Origin of the sequence: Nesterenkonia cremea, assembly GCF_014642675.1 — a bacterium.
Taxonomy (GTDB): domain Bacteria; phylum Actinomycetota; class Actinomycetes; order Actinomycetales; family Micrococcaceae; genus Nesterenkonia; species Nesterenkonia cremea.
Genome location: NZ_BMIS01000003.1, coordinates 41,737 through 66,572, shown reverse-complemented (window position 1 = coordinate 66,572; position 24,836 = coordinate 41,737). Strand labels below are relative to the sequence as shown.

24 protein-coding genes, 1 tRNA gene and 2 pseudogenes are annotated in these 24,836 nt (G+C 67.0%); 20 read left to right on the top strand and 7 right to left on the bottom strand.

Going from position 1 to position 24,836, the window contains the following annotated elements; translation table 11 throughout:
- Positions 1-5 precede the first annotated feature (5 nt).
- The 3 genes from IEW85_RS04525 to IEW85_RS04515 all read left to right on the top strand — a co-directional run bounded on the left by IEW85_RS04525 (position 6) and on the right by IEW85_RS04515 (position 2,097).
- Positions 6-704: a CDP-alcohol phosphatidyltransferase family protein gene (locus IEW85_RS04525; RefSeq protein ID WP_188683132.1), complete on the top strand. Its 699-nt coding sequence runs from the start codon at positions 6-8 to the stop codon at positions 702-704.
- Positions 698-1,912, top strand: coding sequence for a glycosyltransferase (locus tag IEW85_RS04520; RefSeq protein ID WP_188683130.1), 1,215 nt, complete (start codon positions 698-700; stop codon positions 1,910-1,912). The genes IEW85_RS04525 and IEW85_RS04520 overlap by 7 nt, the downstream gene beginning before the upstream one ends.
- Positions 1,913-2,020: 108 nt before the next feature.
- Positions 2,021-2,097 (top strand) — tRNA-Ile (locus IEW85_RS04515).
- A 44-nt stretch (positions 2,098-2,141) separates the two neighbouring features.
- Here the strand turns inward: IEW85_RS04515 and IEW85_RS14545 are convergent.
- Genes IEW85_RS14545 through IEW85_RS04500 form a run of 3 tightly spaced genes read right to left on the bottom strand, consistent with a single transcriptional unit; the run spans position 2,142 to position 4,683 of the window.
- Positions 2,142-3,263 carry a glycosyltransferase family 4 protein gene (locus tag IEW85_RS14545; protein ID WP_188683128.1) on the bottom strand — a complete coding sequence of 374 codons (1,122 nt, stop codon included), beginning with the start codon at positions 3,261-3,263 and terminating at the stop codon, positions 2,142-2,144.
- Positions 3,260-3,655, bottom strand: a complete 396-nt coding sequence (locus tag IEW85_RS04505) for a 6-pyruvoyl trahydropterin synthase family protein (protein ID WP_229658793.1) — start codon at positions 3,653-3,655, stop codon at positions 3,260-3,262. The genes IEW85_RS14545 and IEW85_RS04505 overlap by 4 nt, the downstream gene beginning before the upstream one ends.
- Positions 3,656-3,693: 38 nt before the next feature.
- Positions 3,694-4,683 carry a zinc-dependent alcohol dehydrogenase gene (locus tag IEW85_RS04500; RefSeq protein ID WP_229658792.1) on the bottom strand — a complete coding sequence of 330 codons (990 nt, stop codon included), beginning with the start codon at positions 4,681-4,683 and terminating at the stop codon, positions 3,694-3,696.
- A gap of 30 nt (positions 4,684-4,713) precedes the next feature.
- Here IEW85_RS04500 and IEW85_RS04495 point away from each other — a divergent pair, with 30 nt between their 5' ends.
- From IEW85_RS04495 to IEW85_RS04485, 3 genes are all read left to right on the top strand, one after another.
- On the top strand, positions 4,714-5,832 hold the full coding sequence (locus IEW85_RS04495) for a glycosyltransferase family 4 protein (protein ID WP_188683124.1): 1,119 nt from the start codon (positions 4,714-4,716) through the stop codon (positions 5,830-5,832).
- A 264-nt stretch (positions 5,833-6,096) separates the two neighbouring features.
- Positions 6,097-6,897 (top strand): glycerophosphodiester phosphodiesterase, encoded by an 801-nt coding sequence (locus IEW85_RS04490; protein ID WP_188683122.1) that lies wholly within the window; start codon positions 6,097-6,099, stop codon positions 6,895-6,897.
- A gap of 109 nt (positions 6,898-7,006) precedes the next feature.
- On the top strand, positions 7,007-7,507 hold the full coding sequence (locus IEW85_RS04485) for a GNAT family N-acetyltransferase (RefSeq protein ID WP_188683121.1): 501 nt from the start codon (positions 7,007-7,009) through the stop codon (positions 7,505-7,507).
- Between the two features lie 140 nt (positions 7,508-7,647).
- On the opposite strand, the pseudogene IEW85_RS04480 reads toward IEW85_RS04485, so the two are convergent.
- A pseudogene (locus tag IEW85_RS04480) lies at positions 7,648-7,989 on the bottom strand (M23 family metallopeptidase); the annotation flags it as partial.
- Positions 7,990-8,204: 215 nt separating this feature from the next.
- Here IEW85_RS04480 and IEW85_RS04475 point away from each other — a divergent pair.
- Together IEW85_RS04475 and IEW85_RS04470 are read left to right on the top strand one after the other, a co-directional pair.
- Positions 8,205-8,489, top strand: a complete 285-nt coding sequence (locus IEW85_RS04475; RefSeq protein ID WP_188683119.1) for a helix-turn-helix domain-containing protein — start codon at positions 8,205-8,207, stop codon at positions 8,487-8,489.
- The gene (locus IEW85_RS04470) at positions 8,486-9,787 is read left to right on the top strand and encodes a type II toxin-antitoxin system HipA family toxin (protein WP_188683117.1); all 1,302 of its coding nucleotides are present in this window, start codon (positions 8,486-8,488) and stop codon (positions 9,785-9,787) included. Before IEW85_RS04475 ends, IEW85_RS04470 begins: the two co-directional genes overlap by 4 nt.
- Positions 9,788-9,862: 75 nt before the next feature.
- On the opposite strand, the gene IEW85_RS04465 is transcribed toward IEW85_RS04470, so the two are convergent.
- On the bottom strand, positions 9,863-10,507 hold the full coding sequence (locus tag IEW85_RS04465) for a M23 family metallopeptidase (protein ID WP_188683115.1): 645 nt from the start codon (positions 10,505-10,507) through the stop codon (positions 9,863-9,865).
- 488 nt (positions 10,508-10,995) lie between these two features.
- Between IEW85_RS04465 and rpsB the strand changes: the two genes are divergently transcribed.
- The 6 genes from rpsB to IEW85_RS04435 all read left to right on the top strand — a co-directional run bounded on the left by rpsB (position 10,996) and on the right by IEW85_RS04435 (position 15,746).
- The gene (rpsB, locus tag IEW85_RS04460) at positions 10,996-11,844 is read left to right on the top strand and encodes a 30S ribosomal protein S2 (RefSeq protein WP_188683112.1); all 849 of its coding nucleotides are present in this window, start codon (positions 10,996-10,998) and stop codon (positions 11,842-11,844) included.
- A 33-nt stretch (positions 11,845-11,877) separates the two neighbouring features.
- A complete protein-coding gene (gene tsf, locus IEW85_RS04455) occupies positions 11,878-12,720 on the top strand; it encodes a translation elongation factor Ts (RefSeq protein WP_188683110.1) in 843 nt (280 codons plus the stop codon).
- Positions 12,721-12,855: 135 nt separating this feature from the next.
- Positions 12,856-13,578: a UMP kinase gene (pyrH, locus tag IEW85_RS04450; RefSeq protein ID WP_188683108.1), complete on the top strand. Its 723-nt coding sequence runs from the start codon at positions 12,856-12,858 to the stop codon at positions 13,576-13,578.
- A gap of 93 nt (positions 13,579-13,671) precedes the next feature.
- Positions 13,672-14,229 carry a ribosome recycling factor gene (frr, locus tag IEW85_RS04445; RefSeq protein WP_188683106.1) on the top strand — a complete coding sequence of 186 codons (558 nt, stop codon included), beginning with the start codon at positions 13,672-13,674 and terminating at the stop codon, positions 14,227-14,229.
- A 3-nt stretch (positions 14,230-14,232) separates the two neighbouring features.
- Positions 14,233-15,186, top strand: a complete 954-nt coding sequence (locus IEW85_RS04440) for a phosphatidate cytidylyltransferase (protein ID WP_188683103.1) — start codon at positions 14,233-14,235, stop codon at positions 15,184-15,186.
- Positions 15,187-15,188: 2 nt separating this feature from the next.
- Entirely contained in the window at positions 15,189-15,746 is a 558-nt protein-coding gene (locus tag IEW85_RS04435; RefSeq protein WP_188683101.1) for a DivIVA domain-containing protein, read from the top strand.
- Between the two features lie 121 nt (positions 15,747-15,867).
- On the opposite strand, the gene IEW85_RS04430 is transcribed toward IEW85_RS04435, so the two are convergent.
- Positions 15,868-17,553 (bottom strand): OFA family MFS transporter, encoded by a 1,686-nt coding sequence (locus IEW85_RS04430; RefSeq protein WP_188683099.1) that lies wholly within the window; start codon positions 17,551-17,553, stop codon positions 15,868-15,870.
- 434 nt (positions 17,554-17,987) lie between these two features.
- Between IEW85_RS04430 and IEW85_RS04425 the strand changes: the two are divergent.
- The 4 genes and pseudogenes from IEW85_RS04425 to IEW85_RS04410 form a co-directional block, all read left to right on the top strand.
- Positions 17,988-18,635, top strand: a pseudogene (locus IEW85_RS04425) (sensor histidine kinase); the annotation flags it as partial.
- Positions 18,636-18,639: 4 nt separating this feature from the next.
- Positions 18,640-19,425, top strand: a complete 786-nt coding sequence (locus IEW85_RS04420) for a LytR/AlgR family response regulator transcription factor (protein ID WP_188683097.1) — start codon at positions 18,640-18,642, stop codon at positions 19,423-19,425.
- Positions 19,426-19,438: 13 nt separating this feature from the next.
- Positions 19,439-19,837 carry a hypothetical protein gene (locus IEW85_RS04415; RefSeq protein ID WP_229658791.1) on the top strand — a complete coding sequence of 133 codons (399 nt, stop codon included), beginning with the start codon at positions 19,439-19,441 and terminating at the stop codon, positions 19,835-19,837.
- Positions 19,834-21,318: a sodium/solute symporter gene (locus tag IEW85_RS04410; protein WP_188683093.1), complete on the top strand. Its 1,485-nt coding sequence runs from the start codon at positions 19,834-19,836 to the stop codon at positions 21,316-21,318. Before IEW85_RS04415 ends, IEW85_RS04410 begins: the two co-directional genes overlap by 4 nt.
- 131 nt (positions 21,319-21,449) lie before the next feature.
- Here the strand turns inward: IEW85_RS04410 and IEW85_RS04405 are convergent, their stop codons facing one another.
- Complete coding sequence (locus IEW85_RS04405) at positions 21,450-21,926, bottom strand: GNAT family N-acetyltransferase (protein WP_188683091.1); 477 nt, start codon at positions 21,924-21,926, stop codon at positions 21,450-21,452.
- Positions 21,927-21,963: 37 nt separating this feature from the next.
- On the opposite strand from IEW85_RS04405, the gene dxr reads away from it, so the two are divergent.
- On the top strand, positions 21,964-23,295 hold the full coding sequence (gene dxr / locus IEW85_RS04400) for a 1-deoxy-D-xylulose-5-phosphate reductoisomerase (RefSeq protein WP_188683089.1): 1,332 nt from the start codon (positions 21,964-21,966) through the stop codon (positions 23,293-23,295).
- A complete protein-coding gene (locus tag IEW85_RS04395) occupies positions 23,292-24,815 on the top strand; it encodes a M50 family metallopeptidase (protein ID WP_188683087.1) in 1,524 nt (507 codons plus the stop codon). The genes dxr and IEW85_RS04395 overlap by 4 nt, the downstream gene beginning before the upstream one ends.
- Positions 24,816-24,836: the final 21 nt, after the last annotated feature.

Here is a 24,836-nt window from a genome sequence, read left to right as displayed (position 1 = left end):
CCCGAGTGAAGATCATCGGTGCCGGAGCCCGGGAGGGCTTCGAGTACACAGTGCGCGATACGTTCTGGACGGTGCCCAATGTGGTGACCGTCTGCCGGTTCCTCCTGGTGCCGGTCTTCGTCCTGCTCGTGGCCCAGGGGAGCTATCTTGCGGCCTTCTGGGTCTTGGCCGTGCTGGGCTCCACCGACTGGGTGGACGGGTTCATCGCCCGTCGCTTCGACCAGATGAGCGTGGTGGGCACCTGGTTGGATCCGCTCACCGACAGGCTCTCGCTGACGATCGTCACCCTGACCCTGGTGGTCTTCGGCATCGCCCCGCCCTGGGTGGTGCTGGCCGTGGTGATCCCGGATGCGATCCTGTTCCTCAACGCCGTGCTGCTGTTCCGCGGCTCCCCGGAGCTGCCGGTCTCGCTGATCGGGAAGTTTCGCACGGCAGGCCTGCTGGTGGGCGCCCCGCTGATCCTATTGGCGCACTCCCCGGGGCTGAGCGGTACCATTCTTGTCTATATCGCAGAGGCGATCCTGGCGGCCGGCTGTCTGATGCACATCGTGGCGTCAGCGGACTACCTGGTCCAGGCCCATGCCAAGGCCCGCCGGCTGCGCCGTGAGGGGATCGCCCCGCGCAGCCGGGGCCAGTGGTCGCAGAAGGACGAACCCCCGCCGCGTGAGCTGATCCAGATGGAGGATGACAGGCGTACATGGTGACTTCCGAGCAGAAGCTCCGCATCCTCATCGCCGCCGACACCTATCCGCCCGACGTCAACGGTGCCGCAGTGTTCTGCCAGCGGCTGGCCCGTCATATGACCGCACGGGGCCATGAGGTCCATGTGGCGGCGGCGCGCAATGAGCCCGGCCCGGACACCGTCCAGCACACCGATGAGGCCACCGTCCACCGGTTCCGCTCCTTCAAGGCACCCACCCACGAGTACTACCGGCTGTGCCTGCCCTGGCTGGTGGAGCCGGCCATGGGAGGCCTGATGGATGAGATCAAGCCTGATGTGGTCCATGTCCAGTGCCACTACATGATCGGCAAGGCGGCCATCCTCATGGCGGAGGAGCGCCGGCTGCGGACAGTGGCCACGAACCATTTCATGCCGGAGAACCTGGACCCGTTCCTGCCGTTCCCGCAGTGGTTCAAGAACATCGTCCATCGGAACTCCTGGCGGGACATGTCCCGGCTGATGGGCAAGGCGTCCGTGGTCACCACGCCCACGCCGCTGGCCGCCCGGACCATGGAGGAGAAGGCCGGCTTCGAGCATGTGCTGCCGCTCTCCAACGGGATCGACGTGGAGTACTACCAGCCGCGGCCGAAGGAGCAGATCGAGCGCCACGAGCGCCCCACCGTGCTGTTCGTGGGTCGCCTGGCGGTGGAGAAGCATGTGGACCTGCTGATCGACGCCGTGGCCCAGACCGACCCTGCCCTGGACATCGGTCTGGAGATCCTCGGCGACGGCGAGCAGCGCGACCGACTGAACCAGCAGATCGAGGACCTGGGCCTGCAGGACCGGGTGCATCTGCGCGGCTATGTGGACGAGGACGAGCTGCGCCGGGCCTATATCCGTGCCGATGTCTTCTGCCAGCCCGGCACCGCTGAGCTGCAGTCTCTGGTCTCCCTGGAGGCCATGTCTGCCCAGACGCCCGTGGTGCTGGCCGATGCCTTGGCGCTGCCGCATCTGGTGGACCAGGGCCGCAACGGCTATCTCTTCGCCCCCGGCGATGCCGCTGACCTGGCTCAGAAGCTCACCCAGGTGGTCACCCAGAGCGAGGAGGACCGCATGGCGATGGGCCTGCACAGCCTGAAGAAGGCCACCCGGCACAGCATCTTCCGGACGATGAGCGCCTTCGAGGACCTCTACCGCGGAGCCGGTTGGGTGCACACTCGGCAGTATGACGAGGAGACCTTCGAGAGCTGAGCCGCTGCCGGTCCTGTGCTGACAGTCCTGTGCTGAGCATCGGGGCTCTCAGGCTCGGATAGGATGGACGGCGCTGAACCTTGCCGCTGCGGCGGCGGGCTCGGTCCACGGGGGTTAGCTCAGTTGGTTAGAGCAGAGGACTCATAATCCTTGGGTCGCGGGTTCAAGTCCCGCACCCCCGACCACTTCTGTGGTCTTCACAGCGGCGGCTCATCAGGGCAGCACACGCTTATTCAGGCAGCAGGACGCGGAACTGCTGCGCCGCCTGCTCCCAGCTCGGCAGAGAGTCCCGACGCCGGCGGGCCCGCTCTCGCAGATCAGCACGCTGCTCCGAGCTGCTCAGCCACTGCCGCAGCGCTGCGGTCCACTCCTGCGGCCGCTGCGGATCCAGCACGACGCCGGCCTCTCCTGCGGCCTCCACGGCTCCGGTCCCTGACGGGATGAAGGAGGGGACTCCTGCCGCACAGGCCTCGGCCACCACCATCCCGTAGGTCTCCACTGCCGAGGGCAGCAGCACCAGGTCGGTGTCCTGCCACAGCTGGGCGACCTCCGCAGGACTCAGCGTTCCTAGGCTGCGCACCCGTCCGGGGAGGCGATGCCGCAGCTCCTCGATCACCTCGCCCCCGTAGTCGCTGCGGCTGTGCGGTCCGGCCAGGGTCAGCTCCCAGGGGAGGTCGAGCAGCGGTTCGAGCGCGGGGGCCAGCAGGCGGTGGTTCTTCACCGGCAGGAAGGCCGAGACGCAGGCCAGCTGGGGGATGGGCCGGTCGGCCGGGGCGGGGGTTTGGGCTTCCCGGTTCTGGACTGCTGGGTTCTGAGCTGATGAGGTCTGGCCTGTTGGGGTCTCTGGTCTGAGCTCCATCCCTGGCAGCGCCACGATGATCTCCTCTCGGCCGTAGCGCCGGCGCAGCTGCTCGGCCGACCACCGGCTGGCCGTGATCACATGATCGGCAGACTCCACGGCCAGCTCCTCGCGCCGGAGGACCTCAGGATCGGGGGTCTCAGGACAGGCTGCGCCCTCCAGCTGCTGACCTTCCAGTTCCTGAGCCAGGGCCGCCGAAAGGTGGACCAGCAGGATGCGGGTGGGCTCAGCAGGTGTGAAGAGCTCAGGGCAGGCCGAGCCGATCAGTCCATCGATGACCACAGCGCCGGCGTCGTGCTCTTCTGCGGCGGAGGTGACCTGGGCGACCAGGCCGGGGCCGTCGGCCGTGAGGGGAGCGCTCCAATCGCCGGGCAGGCTGAGCACCGGGTTCTGCACGCCGGAGGTGTTGAGCGCGGCGCGGAGCTGCTGGTTATAACGCAGGCCGCCGCTGATGGTGCCCAGGTCCGGCTCCACCCAGAGCAGCGTGGTCACACCAGCTCCACCCGCACCTCGGCCCGGGCACGGGGATGCTCCTCGGCCTCCACCTCGAGGGCGCGGAGCCCGTGCCCCTCGGGCAGCTGGGAGGTCAGGGTCTCGGCGATGTGCTCGATGACCTTCTCCGTGGTGCTGTAGGTGCCCTCGAACTCGGGGCGCTCATCCAGGTTGGCGTAGCGCAGGGGAGCCAGCGCCTGGTCCAGCAGGCCGGTGGCCTCACCGATGTCCATGACCACGCCGTGCTCGTCCAGGCCCGCCCGTTCGAAGGTGGCGTGGATGCTCAGCGTGGCGCCGTGCAGTCCCTGGGCCGGGCCGAAGAAGGGGCTCTGCAGGCTGTGGGCGATCATGATGTGGTCATCCACGGTCAGGCGGAAGATGCGTGTGCTCATCGGGGTCCTTTCAGCAGGTGGGGTTTCAGCGGGCAGGTTCAGTGGTCGATGACATGGCAGATGGTCTGCCGGGTCCAGTCCGCGCCGGCGGCCAGATCGTCCATGACCTGGGGCAACTTCTCCAGCGGGGAGCGCCCGGTGATCAGGGCGTCGAAGCGCGGGTCCAGCAGGTCCAGGGCGGTGCGCAGGCGATCGCCACGGCTGCGTCGGTGCCGGCGCAGCAGGGGGACCTCACCCACCTGGGTGGAGAGGAGCCGCAGCCTCCGGGCGTGGAAATCGGCGCCCAGTGGGATCTGCTGCTCAGAGGTGCCGTACCAGGACTGTTCCACCACGGCGCCGTCGTCGCCGGTGAGGGTCAGCGCGGTGCGCAGCCCCGCGGAGCTGGCGGAGCTGTGCAGGACCACGTCGTTGTCCTGCTGGGCCTGATCAGGTGAGACAGCGTCGAGCCCGAGCCCGGCGGCCGCCTCACGGCGATGCGGGGAGGTCTCCACCACCTGCAGGCGCTGCAGCGGGAATCGGTCGGCCAGCAGGGCAGTGCTCAGCCCGATCATTCCGGCCCCGACGACGGCGACGCGGTCACCCACTGTCACCTGGCCCTCCCAGAGTCCGTTGAGTGCCACTTCGGCGCCCCCGGCCAGCAGCGCGCGCTCGGGCGGGCAGCCCTCGGGGAGCGGGTGACAGTCCTCGGGTGCGGCGATGATGTGGTCGCGGTGCCCGCCCAGGGTGAAGACCTGGCGTCCGGACAGCTCCTCGGGCCCCTCCAGCACCGTGCCCACGTTGAGATAGCCGTGGGAGACGGGGAAGGGCAGCTCGCCCAGCTGCAGCGGGGCGGTCATGAGGTGCGTGATGGACGGCGGGACCCCGCCGCGGTGGATCAGGGTCTCGGTGCCGCGTGAGATCCCGGAGACAGTGGTCTTCACCAGGACCTCGCCGGGCCCGGGAGCCGGGCGCGGAACCTCGCGCAGGCGCCCCTGACCGGGAGAGTCAGTCCAATACTGCCTCGACCATCCATCACGCGCTGAACCCATAGGGCTCATAGTGCCTGAAAGAATGGGGCTGTGCGACTCTTCTTCGACTGCCGGTACACCCGAACCCGCGTCCATGACGGCATCTCCCGCTACACCGCCAGCCTGGTGGAGGCGGTGGCCGCGGCAGGGGAGCGGGACGGCGTCGAGGTGACCATGCTGATCAGCGATCCGGAGCAGCTGAACCTGCTGCCGGACCTGCCGCATCTGCAGATCAGCTCACCGACCTCGGCGCTGGAGCCGCTGGTGGCCCGGCAGATCAACCCGCACCGGCCCCACGTCGTCTTCTCGCCCATGCAGACCATGGGGAGCGTGGGCCGGCGTTACCCGTTGGTGCTGACCCTGCACGACCTGATCTACTACCAGCACCGGACCCCGCCCCGGAACCTGCCTGCTCCGGTGCGGGCGGGGTGGCGGCTCTATCACCTGAGCTATCTGCCCCAGCGCGTGGTGCTCAATCAGGCCGATGCCGTGGCCACCGTCTCGGAGACCACCCGGACCCTGATGGCTCAGCACCGGCTGACCCGGCGGCCCGTGGAGATCATCTCCAATGCGGCTCAGCCGGTGGAACAGCCCCGGGATCCGGCGGAGGGGGCGGCCCAGGAGCTGGTCTATATGGGCTCCTTCATGGAGTACAAGAACGTGGAGGGTCTGATCCGTGGGATAAACCGTCTGCCCGGCTATACCCTGCATCTGTGCAGTCCCGTTGAACCGGGGCGCCGGGCGGAGCTGAGCGCGCTGGCCGAGCGGCCGGCCCAGCTGACCTTCCACGACGGCATCGCGGAGGAGGACTACCGGGAGCTGCTGCGCCGGAGTGCGGCCCTGGTGACGCTCTCCCGGGCGGAGGGCTTCGGCCTGCCGGTGGTGGAAGCCATGTCCCATGGGACTCCGGTGGTGCTCAGCGATCTGCCGATCTTCGGGGAGATCGCGGGATCGGCGGCTTCGGCGGGAGGTTCTGCGGCACGCGGTGCTCAGCTGGTAGGGATGGATGCCCCTGAGGCCTTCGCGCAGGCGGTGCGCTGGCTGGAGGATCCGCAGGTGTTCGAGGCGTCCTCGCAGGTGGCGCGGGACAGGGCTTCGGACTTCAGCTGGGAGGGCTCGGCGCAGCGCCTTCTGGAGCTGTCCCGGCGATTGGTGGTGGAGCGGTCCTGACAGGTTCCGTGAGGGAGCAGCGACTGGGTTTGTCCAGTGGACACGGCATCGTCGTGTGTTGGTCACGGAGAGGTTCCCGGCGGTTGAACTGAGCTCGGTGGAGTAGCTCATGGCGAACACCTCGCCACGAGCTGCACACGACGTTCCGAAAGGGGCCGCATGAGCATCATCCGCCGATTCAGGAAGCATGGGTATGCAACAGTGGTGGGAGCAGCGTTCATCGCTGCACTCACCCAGCCGGCACAGGCTGCATCGCAGACGGACATGACAGCCACTGCCGGGACAGACGACGAGTACGGCTTCAACCAGCCGGGTGATCCGGCAGCTGTGATCGGTCATCGGGGCAGCTCCGGCATCGCCCCGGAGAACACGATGCCGGCCATCGCCTCCTCGGTGGCCAGCGGTGCCGAGTACTTCGAGATCGACATCAACCACACCGCCGACGGCGAGATCGTGGCCATGCACGATGAGACGGTGGAGCGCACCACTGACGGCACCGGCGACATCCGTGAACTGGACTACGAGTATGTCAGAACCCTCGACGCCGGCTCCTGGCTAGGCCCGGCCTACGTCGGCACCGAAGTGCCTCACCTGAGGGAAGTGCTGGCCTATATGCAACAGACCGGAGCGCAGATGCTGCTGGAGTACAAGGACGACTGGGGTCCGCAGGAGGTCGCCGCCAGCGCTGCTCTGATCCAGAAGTACGGGGTGGAGGACCAGATCATCGTCCAGAGCTTCGACCTGACCACTATGGAGAGCCTGCAGCAGGAGCTGCCGCAGGTGCCGCGCATGGTGCTGGGCAACATCACCCCGGATGCCATCGAGACCGCCCACGCGCTGGGTGCCATCGGCTACAACCCTCCGGTGGCTGATGTGTTGGAGAACCCCGAGTGGGTCCAGCAGGCGAATGAGGCCGGACTGCAGGCCTATGTCTGGACGGTCAACGATGAGGAAGAATGGGAGGCTCTCACCGAGATCGGTGTGGAGGCGATCATCACCGACTATCCGATCGACCTGATCTGGTGGAACGCCAGCCAGATCCACCCGCCGCAGCCGCAGAGCTGATCACGGGGTCAAGTGTGGCCCTGGGATTGCCTGATCCCAGGGCCTTCTCTCTGTGGGGCACGTAGGCTGGAGCTGACACGAGGATGGCCCTGCTCATGGAGGTGGCGACGTGCTGGAACCGATCCCGGCTGAGCTGCGCGATGTCGAAGGCATCTGGTCGTTGAGGCGTCAGCGCGAGGACTGGATGGCTGAGAAGGGCATTGAGCAGTGGCGCCCCGGGGAGGTTTCGGCCAGCGTCATCGAGCGCCAGGTGGAGCGTGGAGAGTGGCATGTTCTGCGCGATGAGCATCGAACCGTGATCGCTGGGCTTCGAATCCTATGGTCCGACCCGGACTTCTGGGGACCAGATGATGGGTCTTCCGTCTACGTACATGGACTCATGGTGGACCTGGGCCATGCCGGTCGCGGCTATGGCGCCGAGCTGCTCGACTGGGCGGGGCGTCTGGCAGTCCTGGAGGGGAAGAGCAGGCTCCGTCTGGACAGCGCGGCCTCAAATCGTGAGCTGCTCAGCTATTACGAGTCTCTGGGCTTCCGGGGCTGCGGTCGGCGCCAGGTCGGCGACCTCAACGAAGTGGTCCTCTGGGAGAAGCGCATCGGCTCCGCCACGTAGGCGGAGTGCCCTGGGGTGGGCGTCCACACTCCCCATGCAGGCCTTCTCGTTCTCTGGAGGCTTCTCTGAGGGAAGCATCCACTGTCGTTCCGTACAGCGTGGCGGGTGTCTTCATCGATCAGCCTCTGTTGATCCAAGGATCACTCACCTCCGTTCAGCGGCAGCAGGACGGAGGGCTCCAGAGCTCCGATCATCAGCAGCGGGTTGATGTATTCGCCGTGGTGCCGGACGCCCCAGTGCAGGCAGGGCTGATCGCAGTGACCGCTGCCGTCCTCGTAGCTCTCCAGCTGGGCGATCACCTCACCGGCGCCCACCGCATCGCCGATCTCCAGCTCTGAGCTCACCGGCTCGAAGGAGCTCACATAGCCGGAGCCGTGGTCGATGGAGAGCACCACCCGGTCCACCACCACGCCGGTGAAGCTCACCGTCCCGTCTGCCGGGCTGCGGATCGAGGCTCCGGCCGACCCCGTCCCCAGATCAGCTCCGCGGTGCCCGGCCGCCCAGGGGGAGCGTCACTATGGGGCACTAATGGGCATGTGCGGTAGATGTCCAGGTCAAACCGGGATCTGGTCTAATCTGTGTCAGAAGCAAAGGGTGACGGTGACCGTGGTGATGACGAGTTGATGTTACCGATCGTGCACTTGCATGAATGTTACTTATCTTGCACATTCATGAATGTGCAAGTACGGTTACTTTCATGAGAAAGCTGAACAACGTGCGGGAACTCGGCCTCGCGATCCGCGACGCCCGGCGGTCGGCGGGACTGACTCAGTTGGAGCTTAGTCGAGAAGCCAACGTCTCACGGCGATGGCTGATTGCGGTCGAGAATGGCGAGGCCCAGGCCCCCGATGCAACCAAACTCTTTGACACCCTGCGCGCACTGAACATCAGTTTCGGTCTCGGGTCATCAGGTGAGGACTCCACGTCACAAGCGAATCAGGACGCGGCTGACGCGTTGCGGATCATGGATCAGCAGTCATGACCAAGGTCCTCAATGTCTTGCTCTACAGCGAGTATGTTGCCGATCTGGTGGAAACCCGTAGTGGGGCCCATCGGCTGCAGTATCTGCGCGATAGCTCGCCAGCACCGGTCTCGTTGTCCATGCCGCCGGCTGTCCAGAGCCACGGCCACAAGACTGTGAAACCGTTTCTCGAAGGTCTTCTTCCGGATCGAGTCGACGTCAGAGAAGCGATGGGGGCAAAGTATGGCGTATCTGGGGCTAACCCATTCGCTCTGCTGACCCACATTGGAGAAGACTGTGCGGGGGCGGTGCAGTTCGTCCACCCTAGTCGTCGTGATGAGGTGCTCTCCGGCAGCGGCCAGTTTCGCGAACTGTCAGACCGCGACCTCAGTCAGCGTCTGCGGGAGTTCAAACCCGGCGTCGCCACCAGCTGGGTGGCCGCTCAAGAGCATTGGTCCCTGGGCGGCGCACAGTCGAAGTTTGCCGTGCGCGAGGAGAACGGCCGGTTCTACAGCGTCACCGGCGCTGAGCCTACCACCCACATCATCAAGCCTGGCATAGCTGACCTCCGCGACCAGGCGCTCAACGAGCACATCTCGATGACAGCTCTGCGTAGAGCGGGCTTGTCGGTCGCTGAGACGGACTTCAGAGAGTTCGAGGACCAGTCCGCTCTGATTGTGAAGCGATACGATCGCGGCACGACGCCTGAGGGGCGATTGGTGCGCATCCATCAGGAGGACATGTGTCAGGCGCTATCGGTTTTTCCCAAAGACAAGTACGAGTCCAGCGGGGGGCCTCGGGCAGCTGACATTGTCCGTCTGCTGCGCGAAACCTCCGGAGATCGTGGGGATCGCAATATCAAGCACTTCACGGACGGCCTAATTGCGAACTATCTCCTGGGTGCCCCCGATGCTCATGCGAAGAACTACGGGGTGATGCTCTCCGGCGATCAGGTGAGGCTGGCACCGCTCTACGACGTCGCCTCCGGTTATCCCTACGACTCATCGACGCAAACAGGGCTGAGATTCGCGGCGATGAGGATCGGCAAAGAGTCACAGTTCGGAAAGATCGAACCTCGCCACTGGGAACGTTTCGCTGCTGAGACTGGTCTCGATGCGAAGGCGCTCTGCGCTCGGGTCTATGAGCTGGCCACGATTCTCCCTGACGCGGTCAGTGACGCGATCCGAGCCGAGGCGCCCGCAGCCGATGAGCTGGGTCGGCGACTGCTCGACAAGCTTGCTTGGATGTGTGAGGTTGCGCAGAACCAATATCGGGACTTCGACGGGATCTCTGCAGCAAGTCCTGCAGTCGGCACGTAAGTATCCGTCCCCTCCGCGGAACCATCCCCTCCTGATGGATCAGGCTCATGAATCCCGCGGCCTGAGTCGTAACGCTCACGGGTCACGCAGGGGCAGCAGGACTGAGGGTTCGAGGTCGCCGAGCATGAGCAAGGGGTTGATGTATTCGCCGTGGTGCCGGACGCCCCAGTGCAGGCAGGGCTGATCGCAGTGACCGCTGCCGTCCTCGTAGCTCTCCAGCTGGCCGATCACCTCACCGGCGCCCACCGGATCGCCGATCTCCAGCTCTGAGCTCACCGGCTCGAAGGAGCTCACATAGCCGGAGCCGTGGTCGATGGAGAGCACCACCCGGTCCACCACCACGCCGGTGAAGTTCACCGTCCCGTCTGCCGGGCTGCGGATCGAGGCTCCGGCCGACCCCGTCCCCAGATCAGCTCCGCGGTGCCCGGCCGCCCAGGGTGCCGGGGGAGCGGAGAAAGGGCGGAGCACATCCGGGGTGCCGGTCGGTGTCGGGAGCTTCCAGTCGCCCAGGGCCTCTCCCTCGCCCACGGACACTTCGTCTGCACTCACCCCGGCTTCGCCCGCGGGCACCCCCGCAGGTGCCGCGGGTTCCGCCCAGGCGCTGGGTGCGGCAGAGCCGGAGACGCTCAGCAGCGCACAGAGCAGGCCGAGCAGCAGGGCCACGCGGCGTGGGCGCGGCAGCGAGAGTGGGGGTCGCAGATCCTCTGTATCAGGTCCCATGGCCCCAGCCTCGGCCTGTCTCCGCGCCGATCTGAGAACTCCCTCGCGTTCTGTGGACTCCCGCGCGCGGCGTCGTCCCCGGTGCCCTATTCTGTGGAGGAATCTTCAGGCACGGTGAGCGCGGAGGAGCCCCTCCGCCGAGGCCGCGAAACGCCCCGTCTTCGGGTACACTGAATCCAGCAGTTGAAGCTGACGCTCTTTCGTCCTGCCCATATGGGAATTCAGTTCGCACAGGCCGAGGCATTCGACTGACTACGCGCAGAGGCTGCTCGAAGCGTCCTCGAAGGATGCTGAAGGCCGGCCCCATCGGTCCGCACTCCCTCCTCCCGATCATGGTTGGGCGGAGCTGTGCGGCGGGACCGGGAGAAGATCCCTCCTCTGCCAGGAGTCCGGGAGAACCGGACCACAGATGAACAACCGATACACCACGCCGATGCTGCATGGGCTGATCACTCATGTTCGAAGCTCGGCACCGAAAGGAACAGACAATGCCAGTCGTCACTATGCGCCAGCTGCTCGACAGCGGTGTGCACTTCGGCCACCAGACCCGTCGCTGGAACCCGAAGATGAAGCGCTACATCTTCACCGAGCGCAACGGCATCTACATCATCGACCTCCAGCAGTCGCTGTCCTACATCGACCGCGCCTACGACTTCGTCAAGCAGACTGTCGCCCACGGCGGCACCATTCTGTTCGTCGGCACCAAGAAGCAGGCCCAGGAGGCCATCGCTGAGCAGGCCACCCGCGTCGGTCAGCCCTACGTCAACCACCGTTGGCTCGGCGGCATGCTGACCAACTTCGCCACGGTCTCCAAGCGCGTCCAGCGCATGAAGGAGCTCGAGGAGATCGACTTCGACGACGTCGCAGGCTCGGGCCACACCAAGAAGGAGCTGCTGCTGCTCCGCCGCGAGCTGGACAAGCTGCAGGCCAACCTGGGCGGCATCCGCAACCTCAACAAGACTCCTTCGGCCATCTGGGTCGTCGACACCAAGAAGGAGCACCTGGCAGTCGACGAGGCCAAGAAGCTGGGCATCCCGGTCATCGCCATCCTCGACACCAACTGCGACCCGGACGAGGTCACCTACCCGATCCCGGGCAACGACGACGCCATCCGCTCCGTCGACCTGCTGACCCGCGTGGTCGCCGACGCTGTGGCTGACGGGCTCATCGCCCGCGAGGAGAAGCGCGGCGGCGGTTCCGGTCAGGCTGCTGAGCCCATGGCCGAGTGGGAGCGCGAGCTGCTCGAGCAGCACGCCACCGAGCAGGCCACCACCACTGAGGAGCCCGCTGAGGCCTCCGCAGAGTCCACCGACGCTCCGGCTGAAGAAGCCAAGTAAGCGACTCAATCCCAGGAAAGGAAGCTCGTTTCTATGGCGAACTACACCGCCGCTGACATCAAGGCCCTGCGTGAGCGCACCGGCGCCGGCATGATGGACGTCAAGAAGGCTCTGGACGAGGCTGACGGCGATTTCGAGAAGGCCATCGAGGCCATCCGCATCAAGGGCCTCAAGGGCGCTGCGAAGCGTGAGGGCCGTTCGGCCGCTGAGGGCCTCGTGCTCGCCAAGGTCGTCGACGGCACCAAGGGCTACCTGCTCGAGGTCAACGCAGAGACCGACTTCGTCGCCAAGTCCGACAAGTTCGTCGGCCTGGCGGAGAAGGTCCTCGAGGTGGCTGTCTCCAACGACCTCGACTCCGTCGAGGCTCTGCTCGAGGCAGACATCGAGGGCAAGACGGTCAGCGACTACGTGACGGAGGAGGGCGGTGCTGTGCTCGGCGAGAAGATCGTCGTGCGGCGCCTGGCCAAGGTCGAGGGCGCCTTCGTGGACGCCTACCTGCACAAGACCTCCAAGGACCTGCCGGCTCAGGTCGGCGTCCTGTTCGCTGTCGACGGTGACTCCGAGGATGCGAAGACCGCAGCCCACGACGTCGCCGTGCACGCCGCAGCGATCGCTCCGTCCTTCCTCGTCCGCGACGAGGTCCCTGAGGAGACCGTGGCCAACGAGCGCCGCATCGCAGAGGAGACCGCCCGCGCCGAGAACAAGCCGGAGCAGGCTATCCCCAAGATCGTCGAGGGCCGCACCAACGCCTACTTCAAGGAGCACGTGCTGGTCGACCAGCCCTTCGCCAAGGACCCCAAGCAGTCCGTGGCGCAGGTGCTCGAGGCCGCCGGCGTCGCCGCAAAGGCCTTCGCACGCTTCCGCGTCGGTTCCTGATCGAGGGACCTACCTTCGGCCGAAGGACGCTAGACTGAGTCCTGACGCCTGAACGACGACAAAGGGGGTGGCCACTTTACGAAGTGGTCACCCCCTTTTCGTATGCCACCACTGATGTCTCGAGGAGCTCTGCCCATGTCTGTCGAACCCGCCCCCCGTCGCCGTCGAGTCCTGCTGAAGCTCTCCGGAGAGGTCTTCGGAGGCGGCCATGTCGGCGTCGACCCCGCCACTGTCCGCGGCATCGCCGAACAGATCGCAGCCGTCCGCGGCCAGGTCGAGGTGAGCGTGGTCGTCGGCGGAGGCAACTTCTTCCGCGGTGCTGAGCTTTCCCGCGCCGGTATGGACCGCGCCCGCGCCGACTACATCGGCATGCTGGGCACCGTGATGAACGCACTGGCCCTGCAGGACTTCCTCGAGCAGTCCGGCCAGCCCACCCGCGTCCAGAGTGCGATCACCATGGGCCAGGTCTCCGAGTCCTATATCCCGCTGCGCGCAGTGCGCCACATGGAGAAGGACCGCGTGGTCGTCTTCGGCGCCGGTGCCGGCATGCCCTACTTCTCCACCGACACTGTCTGCGCTCAGCGCGCACTGGAGACCGGCGCCGATATGGTTCTGATGGCCAAGTCCGGTGTGGACGGCGTCTACACCGCAGATCCCAAGGCGGACCCCAGAGCCGAAAAGCTGGACCACCTCACCTATACCGACGCGCTGCGCAAGGACATCCGCGTCATGGACCAGACCGCCATGACCATGTGCAACGACAACAGCCTCTCCATGCGCGTCTTCGGCATGGAGGGGGAGGGCAACATCACCCGCGCCCTGCTCGGCGAGGAGATCGGCACCCTGGTCACCCCCTGAGCGGCCCGACGCCGGCCGACGCACCTGAAGTGCTGGCCCCCGCACGGCCAGTAGACTGTGTTCTGACATTTCGAAGCTCCCAAGGAGACCCACGTGATTGACGAGACCCTGTCCGAGGCGAAAGACCTGATGGAGCGCGCCATCGAGGCCACCTCCGAAGACTTCGGAACGGTGCGCACCGGCCGTGCGAACCCCTCCCTGTACTCCAAGGTCCTGGTGGACTACTACGGTTCCCCGACCCCGCTGCAGCAGCTGGCCTCCTTCAACACTCCGGATGCCAAGACCATCCTGATCACCCCCTACGACGTCTCCGCCATGCGGGACATCGAGAAGGCGCTGTCCGACTCGGAGATCGGCGCGAACCCCTCCAACGACGGCAAGCAGATCCGCATCACTATGCCGGACCTGACCGAGGAGCGCCGCAAGGAGTACGCGAAGCTGGTCAAGGGCAAGGGTGAGGACCACAAGGTCTCCGTCCGCAACGCCCGCCGCAAGGCCAAGGACACCATCGAGAAGGCCGTCAAGGACGGCGAGGTCGGTGAGGACGAGGGCAAGCGCGGCACCGACGAGCTCGAGCAGCTGACCAAGACCTACGTAGAGAAGATCGACGACATGACCAAGCGCAAGGAAGCCGAGCTCCTCGAGGTCTGATCCGTGGCAGCCAGCGGCTCCCAGACGGAGCATACTCAGCCGACCGCTGAGAAGAAGGAGCGCACCCCCAAAGCGGGGCGCGACCTCCCAGCGGCGATCCTGACCGGACTGGCCCTGCTCGTTCCGGCGGTGCTCGGGCTGATCTTCTTCGACCTCCTGCTGATCCTGGTGGCCATCGTGCTGCTGTGCGTGGGGGTCTGGGAAGTCGCCCGAGCCCTGGAGAGCCATGAGGCCGCTCGGACCAGGCGTCCCGGGGGACGGCGGCTGCGTCTGCCCAAGATACCCCTGTTCCTGAGCGCTGCGGCCATGCCGCTGGCCGCCTACTTCGGAGGGGTGGAGTCGCTGACGCTGGCTCTGATGGTCACCTGCGTGGCCATCGCGGTCTTCGCCGCGATCTACCGGGTCACCGATCCGGGCCCCTCCATCGTGGCCTCGATCTTCGTGGCCTGCTGGGTGCCCTTTCTGATCTCCTTCGCCGTGCTCCTGCTGGAGACCGGGCCGGAGTCGGGCCTCTTCGGCATCGCTGAGGGCAACTGGCGACTGGTGATCGTGGTCCTGCTGGTGGTCGCCAACGACACCTTCGGCTATATAGCCGGCATCCTCTTCGGCAAGCACCCCATGGCGCCGAAGGTCAGCCCCAAGAAGTCTTGGGAGGGCTTCGCCGGGTCTATGGCAGGCGCGGTCGGCGTCGGGATGCTGGCCTCCTGGCTGATCTTCGAGGAGCCGCTGATCATCGGTGCGGCCCTCGGCGTGGCCGTGGTGATCGCCGCGACCGCCGGCGACTTCTCCGAGTCGATGGTCAAGCGTGAGCTGGGGCTGAAGGACATGTCCAATGTCCTGCCCGGCCACGGTGGGGCCATGGACCGGCTGGATTCACTGGTCTTCGCGATGCCGGCGGCCTTTTTTGTCATCGTGGCGTTGACCCCGGAATCCGGGGGAGTTCCTTTAGGGTTGTAGATATGGCTAACGACACCGCACTGTTCTCCCTGCTCCCCGCGCAGGAGCAGGGATACAACAGGGAAGAAGTCGACGAGTTCATGGGCCGCGCCCGCGTGGCCTACGACTCCGGCGACGGCATGCCTCTCGCCGAGATCCGTGATGCGAGCTTCTCCATGAGCTCCGGCGGCTACGACCCCGCAGAGGTGGACGCAGCCCTGGACCGGTTGGAGGACGCCTTCGCCGGCGCCGAGCGGGACCGCTACATCGAGCAGCACGGCGAGGACGCCTGGTACGAGCTGCTCGCCGAGCGGGCCGAGCCCCTGCGCGGACGCCTGGAGCGCCCGAACGGCAAGCGCTTCCGCGAACCCGCGCACTCCTCAGCCCTGGGCTACCGCAAGGAGCAGGTGGACGAGCTGTGCAAGCAGCTCGAGCAGTACCTGGACGGGGAGAACCCCATGAGTGTGGACGAGATCCGCACGATCACCTTTGCTGGCGCCCACGGTTCCAGCGGCTATGACGAGGCTCAGGTGGACGCCTTCCTGGACAAGATGACCGAGATCATGGCCTCGGTCGGCTGAGCACCGCTCCCTGACCGGGCCGCTTCGGCGCACCGGTCACCGGAGCGCCGCTCACCGGACCATACGACGATGGCCCGCCCTCCTTGGGGAGAGGCGGGCCATCGTCGTCTGTGCCTGCAGCTCAGCTGCCGGGGGCGAAGAGCTGCACGGCGTTGCTGAAGGTGTAGATCAGGCCGAAGAGCATCGGCAGGGCCACGATCGTCCAGGCCGCCGGGATCGGCACCACCGGGTTGCGGGCCGGCTCCGTCGCGGCTGCAGGCCCCGCCTGTTGGGAGCTCACCGGCGTGGCGGCCTCGGCGGCCGGCTCAGCGGCCTCCCGGTTCTCCTCATGCCACATGGAGCTGACCGGGCTCACCAGCAGGTTGGTGACGAAGCCGACCAGCAGCAGCACACTCATGATCAGCAGCGCCGGACGGTAGTCCGCCGCGGTCAAGTCCACACCCGGTGAGCCCTCTGCGGAGTCCAGGGTGATGTTCACGATGGCCGGGCCGGCGATGCCGGCGGCGGACCAGGCGGTCAGCAGACGGCCGTGGATCGCGCCGACCTGCAGCGTGCCGAAGAGGTCGCGCAGGTAGGCCGGGATGGTGGCGAAGCCGCCGCCGTAGAAGGACAGAATGATGCCGGCCAGCACGATGAACGCTGCCATATTGCTGTCGCCGAACACGGCCAGCGAGAGGTAGAGCAGCGAGCCCAGGCCCAGGTACATCATGTAGATGGGCTTGCGCCCGATCTTGTCCGAGGTGGAGGCCCAGATGAACCGGCCCAGCGTATTGGTCAGCGAGAGGTAGCCGACGAATCCGGCCGCCGCCACTGCTGCGACCTCCGGACTGGCGAAGGTCTCTCCGCTGCCGTCGCGGAAGAAGTCCTGGACGAAGTTCGCCGCCTGGGGGAGCAGGCCCACCGCTGCGGTCACGTTGACGAACAGAACCACCCACAGCAGCCAGAACTGCGGGGTGCGCAGTGCGTTGTTGGCGGTGACGTTGCCCGCCGAGACCATCTTGGCGGCCTTATTCGTGGTGGGGTCGTAGCCCTCGGGCTTCCAATCGGCCGCGGGGACTCGGATGATCCAGGCTGCGAAGAGCATCATCGGCGCGTAGATCACGGCCAGGGTCAGGAAGAGGTAGCCGACGGCGGCGCCCTCGCCGGCGCCCATCCGGTCGAAGACGCCCAGCATCATCGTGGAGAACGGGGCGGCGATCATCGCACCCACGCCGAAGCCCATGATGGCCATGCCGGTGCCCAGGCCCGGGCGGTCCGGGAACCACTTCATCAGTGTGGAGACCGGCGCGATATAGCCGATGCCCAGGCCGATGCCGCCGAGCACGCCATAGCCCAGTCCCACCAGCCAGAGCTGCTGGGTGAAGATGCCCATGGAGCCGATCAGGAATCCGGAGACCCAGAAGGTTGTGGAGGCCAGCATGGCCATCCGCGGTCCGCGGAAGTCCACCCATTTGCCGAAGAGAGCGGCGGAGAGGCCCATCAGCACGATGGACAGTGAGAAGGCGAAGAAGGCCACTGCGGTCTGAGCCGGGTGGTCGCCGCCGAAGATAGGTCCGAGAATCTGGCCGAAGATGCCCACCAGCGGGTCATCGGCGAAGTGGGTGGCCAGCCGGGACTGATAGACGGAGGTGCCGTAGACCTGGCCGATGCACATATGCAGGGCCAGTGCGGCCGGCGGGATCAGCCAGCGGTTGAAGCCGGGGCGCGCCGTGATGTGGTGGTAGGAGGGCGCGCGCAGATCAGCGGTCGCGGCCGATGCCTTCGGCTGCCCGTCGTGTGCCGCAGCAGTGGTGGTGGTACCAGTCATCAGCTGCCTCTCTCGAAGGGTGTATGGGTGCAGAACATGGAGGCCACTCCGTTGTGACTCGGACCACAGTGGCATGAGTCACTTCGCCGGTGCGCGCCAGATACGACGAGCGGCACAGACGGTGCGCCGGACGGTGAGTCAGACGGTGTGCTGGGCGTGAGCTGGGTGTTCCTTCGGCATGGTTCGGCCCGGCCGGGCACGCGATCCGGCTCACAATCCCTACACTTGACTCTGTGGACGAGGTGAGCGCGACGACAGCGATCTTGGTGGTGATCATCGCTGGACTGACGGCGCTTGTCCTCTTCGTCGCAGCCAGGGGCCGCTCCGGCGCCCCCGTTGAGACCCCGACGCCGGCCCCGGCTCCCACCCAGCGCCAGGCGCCCGACCATCCCAGCTCCGACGATCAGCACAGTCCCGACGACGTCGACTACCGCGAGCTGGCGGAGCTGACCCGTCAGCAGCTGGTGGAGGCGGAGCTGCGGACCCTGCGGGCCCAGATTTCGCCGCACTTCATCTACAACAGCCTCAATGCCATCGCCGCCACCATCCCCGCCGACCCGATCCGGGCTCGGGAGCTGGTCATCGACTTCGCAGACTTCACCCGCTACAGCCTTCGCGCTGAGGGTGACTTCACCACGCTGGAGGAGGAGCTGAGCGCCGTCGAGCGCTATGTCCTTCTGGAGAAGGCGAGGTTTGAGGACCGGGTTCAGGTGAACCTGGAGATCGCCCCGGAGGTGCTCAGCCTCCGCATCCCCTTCCTCTCGGTCCAGCCGCTGGTGGAGAACGCCGTGCGCCACGGCGCCGACTCGGCCTCCGGGCTGGCACAGGTGCGCCTGGCCGCCCAGGAGGAGGGGACCCACGCGGTGATCAGCGTGGAGGATGAGGGCCCCGGAGCTGACCCCGCACATCTGGAGAGGGTGCTGGCCGGGGCGGAGGGCAGCTCGCACATCGGGCTGCGCAATGTGGATCTTCGCCTGCGTCAGGCCTACGGGGGAGCGAACGGCCTGCGCATCGACACCGCCCCCGGCGCCGGTATGAGAGTGTCCATGCGGGTGCCGAAATTCCAGCAGGAGAGGAGCTGAACGCGTGCCGAACCGTCCGTTGGAGGTGCTGGTGGTCGATGACGAGCCGCCGGCCGTCGCTCAGATGGAGTGGCTGCTCAGCAGCGAGTCCCAGGTGCATCGCGTCCACACCGCAGGCAACGCTGCCCAGGCCAAGCATGTGCTGGACACCGAGGCCATCGACGTCATCCTCCTGGACATCCACATGCCCGGGCAGAGCGGCATGGAACTGGCCCGCGAGCTCCACTCCCGGGCCAGGGGGCGGACAGGGGAGCGGGCCGGCGAGGAGCCCGGCCCGCAGATCGTGTTCATCACCGCCGATGCCGAACCCGCAGTGGACGCCTTCGAGCTCCAAGCCCGCGACTACCTGCTCAAGCCGGTGCGCCAGAGCCGCCTCTCCGAAGCGCTGCGCCGTGCGGCCCAGAGCCTGAGCACGGCCGAGCAGGAGCAGTCCGAGGGGCCCCACCGGGTCTCGGTGCTGCAGGGGGACACCACAGTGCTGCTGGAGGTCTCCTCCATCCGCTGGGTCCAGGCCCAGGGGGACTACGCCCGGCTCTACACCGCCGAGAGCTCCTATCTGCTGCGCATCCCGCTGGCCGATCTGGAGGAGCAGTGGGAGCCGCAGGGCTTCGTGCGAGTCCACCGCTCCCATGTGGTCAACCTCCACCACGTGAAGCGGATCGTGAACCGTCAGGGCCGGATGACCATCCTCATGCCGGACACCGAGCTGCCGGTCAGCCGCCGGCTGATGCCTCATGTGCGGGAGCGCCTGGATGCCCACCGGGTCCGCGCCACCCGGGGAGTCCGATGAACAGGTCGCCGCGATGAACCCTGCCCCGGAGACCCCCGACGCCGGCGGCCCGCCACGCCTCCGGGTCCGCGGCCCGCAGAACCCGCCCACGGCCGAGGAGGCGCTGCTGGATCCGCGCCGCGGCTATGTGCGTCGCGGCGGCTCCCGCTCCTCGGTGGGAGATGAAGCGGTGCTGCGGCTGATCTCGCAGAAGCTGCGGCTGGCGCTGCGGATCGGCGTCGGGTTCTTCATCCTGCTGGTGCTGGTGTATCTGGGGCTGGCGCTGAGCACTGACGGCGGACCGCTGGCCTGGCTGGTGCCGGGCCTGGTGATCTATCCGCTGATCATCGGAGCCGGCTGGTTCTATCTGCGCCGCATCCTGGCCTATGACCGTGCCTATCTGGAGTCCCAGGACGCCGGAGGATCAGGATGACCGATCCCGGCACGCTCTCGGCCTCGGCGGTGCTCTCCGCCGTGGTGCTGGTCAGTGCGATCACCGTGCTGGTGAGCACCTACGGCGTCCGGCTCTCGCGCAGCACAGGTGACTTCTATGTGGCCTCCCGGAGGGTCTCCCCGCGGATGAACGCCTCCGCGGTGGCGGGGGAGTACATCTCTGCAGCCAGCTTCCTCGGTGTGGCCGGGCTGATCCTGGTCGAGGGCACCTACGGCCTCTGGTTCCCGGTGGGCTATACGGCCGGGTTCCTGACCATGCTGCTGTTCATCGCCGGGCCGCTGCGACGTTCGGGAGCCTACACAGTGCCGGACTTCGTGACGCTGCGCTTCGCCTCGCCCAGGCTGCGGATGCTCACCGTCATGCTGGTGGTGCTCACCGGCTGGCTCTACATCGTCCCGCAGCTGCACGGTGCCTCCCTCGCGCTCAGCGCCACGGCGGGGCTGCCCGAATGGGCCGGCCCCGCGGCGGTGGTCCTGGTGGTCCTGGCCACGGTCATGCCGGGCGGGATGCGCTCGGTGACCATCGCCCAAGCGGTCCAGTACTGGATCAAGCTCAGCGCGCTGCTGATCCCGCTGGTCTTCATCCTGCTGCGTATGGGGGTCTTCGGCGGGGCCCAGGCCCAGGCCCCGGACTTCTCTGCGGTCTGGGAGGGCAGCGGCCTGGGATCGGAAGACTTCTACCGGACGGTCTCGCTGATCCTGGCGCTGATGCTGGGGACCATCGGGCTGCCCCATATCCTGGTGCGCTTCTACACCAACCCCGACGGCGACGCCGCCCGCCGCACCACATTCCTGTTGCTGAGCCTGTTGGCCGCCTTCTATGTGCTGCCGGTTGCGCTGGGGGTGATCGCTCGGGCGGTGCTGACCGATCCGGGGGTCCAGGACTCTCCGGATACGGCGGTGCTGCAGCTGCCCTCGGCGGTCTTCGAAGGAGCGGCGGGGGACCTGCTGACCGCCGTGGTGGCCGGCGGGGCCTTCGCCGCGTTCCTCTCCACGGCCTCCGGGCTGGTGGTCTCCGTCTCCGGAGTGCTCTCCCAGGAGTTCTTCGGCGGGACGGTGCGCGGCTTCAGGATCGGTGCGGTGCTGGCGGTGGCCCTGCCGCTGGCCATCTCCACGGCCACCAGCCATGTGGCCCTGGCCGGCGCGGTGGCGATGGTCTTCACCTTCAGCGCCTCGGCCATGGCGCCGCTGCTGCTGTTGGGCATCTGGTGGTCCGGGATCACAGCTCAGGGCGCCTTCGCGGGCATGGTCACCGGGGCTGCGGCCTCGCTGTGCTCACTGGCTGTGGGGCTGCGCGTGGGGGAGGGAGCCCCGGGCGCCGTCGTCGTGCTCTATCCGGCGCTGTGGTGCGTTCCGCTGGCCTTCGCCGCGGCCATGCTGGTCAGCCGCTTCGGCTCGGGCCGTCCGCCGGCGGACACCACCTCCGTGCTGGCGCGGCTGCATCTGCCCGAGCGTTCCTGAGCTGCCGTCCAGAGCGTCCTCCGGACCCCGCCCATATACGAAGACGCCGAGAGCTCTCATCCCTGCCGCGGCATAGATCTCACGGCAGTGCAGGAAGCTCTCGGCGTCCGGTGTCTGTGCGGCAGTGGGGATCAGCCCAGCTGCAGGACCTTCTCCTTGACCACGGCGGCGCGGGCGTTGGAGAAGACCGACTCCTCGCCGACCTCCTCGAAGCCGCGGGACTCCAGGATCTTCAACGATCCGTGGTTGTCCTCCACCACGCGGGCCTGCACGGGCCGGGTGGTGAACTCCTGGAGGAACTGGTCGAAGGCCTGAGTGGTCACACCCTGGCCCCAGAACTGCTTGTCGGTCCAGAACATGATCTCGGCCGGGTCCTGATCGGTGGCGTGGAAGGCTGCGATCGAACCGGCCGGCACACCGTCGACGTCGATGGTGCGCACCAGGGACTTGTCATGGTTGAGCAGTCCGCTCCAGTGGAGGTCGAAGATGCTGCGGTCCTTGGGGTTGGTCGGCGCGAACCCAGCCATATGGGCGGCGTCGGCGTCCTGCTGGAACCGGAAGAACTGGTCCAGATCCGCGGTCTCTACTTCCCTGAGCGTGATGGTCATGAGGACCAGGGTACCCGTTTGATGGATAATGGGGCGCATGCCTGAAGACACCCGAGAAGTGGCCATCCTCGGCTCCACCGGCTCCATCGGCACACAGGCCCTGGACGTCATCTCCCGCAACGCCGGACGCTTCGACGTCGTGGCGCTCGCCGCCGGCGCCAACACCCGTCTGCTCGCGCAGCAGGTGGCCGCCACCGGGGCCAGGATCGCAGGCATCGCCACCGACGGCGGCACTGCGGAGAACCCCGATCAGCTGCCGCTGTCCCAGGCGCTGGCCGAGGCCGGAGCCACCCATGAGGTGGAGATCCTCACCGGCCCGACGGCGGCCGAGCAGATCGCCGCCCAGGCGCTCAGCTCTTCCGCGCCCGCCTCCGAGGGTGTGGTGCTCAACGGCATGACGGGCTCCATCGGACTGCGCCCCACGCTGGCCGCGCTGCGCACCGGAGCCACTCTGGCCCTGGCCAATAAGGAGTCCCTGGTGGTCGGGGGAGCGCTGGTCCCTGCCGCGCAGACCCGTCCCGGCCAGATCGTGCCGGTGGACTCGGAGCATTCCGCGCTGGCCCAGGCGCTGACCTCAGGCCGCCATGAGAAGGGGATGTGCGCCGTCGGGCGTGACGGTGAGCTCAGCGGGGACAGCGAGGTCCGCCGACTGATCGTCACCGCCTCAGGCGGGCCCTTCCGCGACTGGCCGGCCGAATCGCTGAGCGCGGTCACTCCGGCGGAGGCGTTGAAGCACCCCAACTTCGATATGGGCCGGGTGGTGACCACGAACTCGGCCACACTGGTCAACAAGGCCCTGGAGGTCATCGAGGCCCACCTGCTCTTCGACATCCCCCTGGAGGACATCGAGACGGTCATCCACCCGCAGCAGATCATCCACTCGCTGGTGGAGTTCCAGGACGGCTCCACTCTGGCCCAGGCCGGGCCGCCGCGGATGCTGGTGCCCATCGCCCTGGGACTGTCCTGGCCGGACCGGCTGGAGAAGGTGGATGAGCCCATCGACTGGACCCAGATCATGCAGTGGGACTTCGAGCCGCTGGACCATGAGCGATTCCCTGCCGTGCGGCTGGCCAAGCAGGCCTGTGCGGCCTCGGCCACCCATATGGCGGTCTACAACGCCGCGAATGAGCAGGCGGTGGACGCCTTCCATGAAGGCCAGCTGGGCTTCGGCCAGATTGTGGAGACCGTGGAGAAGGTCCTGGGAGAGCATGAGGGCCACCGGGCCGAGCAGCTCTGTCTGGAGGACGTCATCGGAGCCGAGACCTGGGCGCGACGCCGGGCCGATGAACTGATCGGGGCTGGTTCTGTTCGGGCTGGTTCTGCCGGTTCTGCTGTGCAGGCCGGCGGCGTCTCTGGGGTGAGCCGATGACCGCCCTGCTCATGACAGTGGGCGTCCTGATCGTCATCCTCGGGATCCTGCTCTCCATCGCCCTCCATGAGGTGGGGCACCTGGTCCCCGCCAAGCTCTTCAAAGTCCGCGTCACCCAGTACATGGTGGGCTTCGGCCCGACCATCTGGTCCAAGCGCCGCGGCGAGACCGAATACGGCGTCAAGGCCATTCCGCTGGGCGGCTATGTGGCGATGATCGGCATGTACCCGCCGCCGGATGAAGACCGGAAGAATCCGGAGATCGTCGAGGACGACGTCGGCCCGGAGGATGAGTACCTCCGCGAGCTCAACAGCCAGTACGGCGAGCCGGAGGCACAGGCTTCAGGAGCCCAGTCCTCAGGAGCCCAGCCCTCAGGAGCAGGCCGGGCGCGGCATACGGCAGATCGGGCAGGGGAGGACCCCACCGACACCAAGCTGGTGCGCTCGCAGTCCACCGGGCTGTTCCAGCAGATGTCCTCCGAGGCCCGTGAGGTCGCCGCCGAGGAGCTGCAACCCGGCGATGAGGACCGGATGTTCTACCGGCTGCCCATCTGGAAGCGGATCATCGTCATGCTGGGCGGTCCGCTGATGAACGGGCTGATCGCCCTGGTGATCACCGCTGGGACCATCAGCCTCCACGGCACCGAGGAGCCGACCACCCAGGTCAACGAGGTCTTCGAATGTGTGGTCTCGGTGGAGGACTCGGAGGCCGGGCAGGACGAGTGCACCGCCTCTGATCCCGCTGGTCCCGCCTATGAGGCCGGTCTGCGCCCCGGCGATGAGATCGTCTCCTTCGGCGGCCAGGAGGTCCAGGACTGGGATGAGCTGACCGCTCGGATCCAGGAGTCGGCGGATCAGAGCACCCAGCTGGAGTACATCCGCGACGGCGAACGCCACAGCACCACGCTGACCCCGCTGCTGGTGGACCGCCCGGTCACCGACGGCCTGGGCCGTGCCGAGCGCGACGGCGACGGCAGTCTGGTCACCGAGCCGGTGGGCTTCATCGGCATGGGCGCAGGCAGCGAGCTGCAGCGCCAGCCGGTGACCGAGGCAGGCCCCATCGTCTGGGAGCAGACCAAGGTGGTGGGCGAGATCGTCGTCCAGCTGCCCTGGCGGGTCTATGACGTGGCCGAGTCCACCTTCACCTCGGCGGAGCGAGACCCGGAGGGTCCGCTGTCCGTGGTCGGCGTCGGGCGTCTGGCCGGTGAACTCTCGGCTCAGGAACAGATCCCGCTGGAGTCGCGGTTCGCCACACTGATGTCTCTGGTGGCCGGTGTGAACATCGCGCTGATGGTGTTCAACTTGATCCCGCTGCTGCCGCTGGACGGTGGTCATGTGGCGGGTGCGCTCTACGAGGGTCTGCGCCGGCGTCTGGCCAAGCTCTTCGGCCGTCCGGATCCGGGGCCCTTCGACATCTCCAAGCTGCTGCCGCTGACCTATCTGGTCGCCGCGCTGCTGCTGGGGATGGGGGTGCTGCTCATACTCGCCGACATCGTGAACCCGATACGGCTCTTCGATTAGCGGAGCTGAGCCGATCCGCCC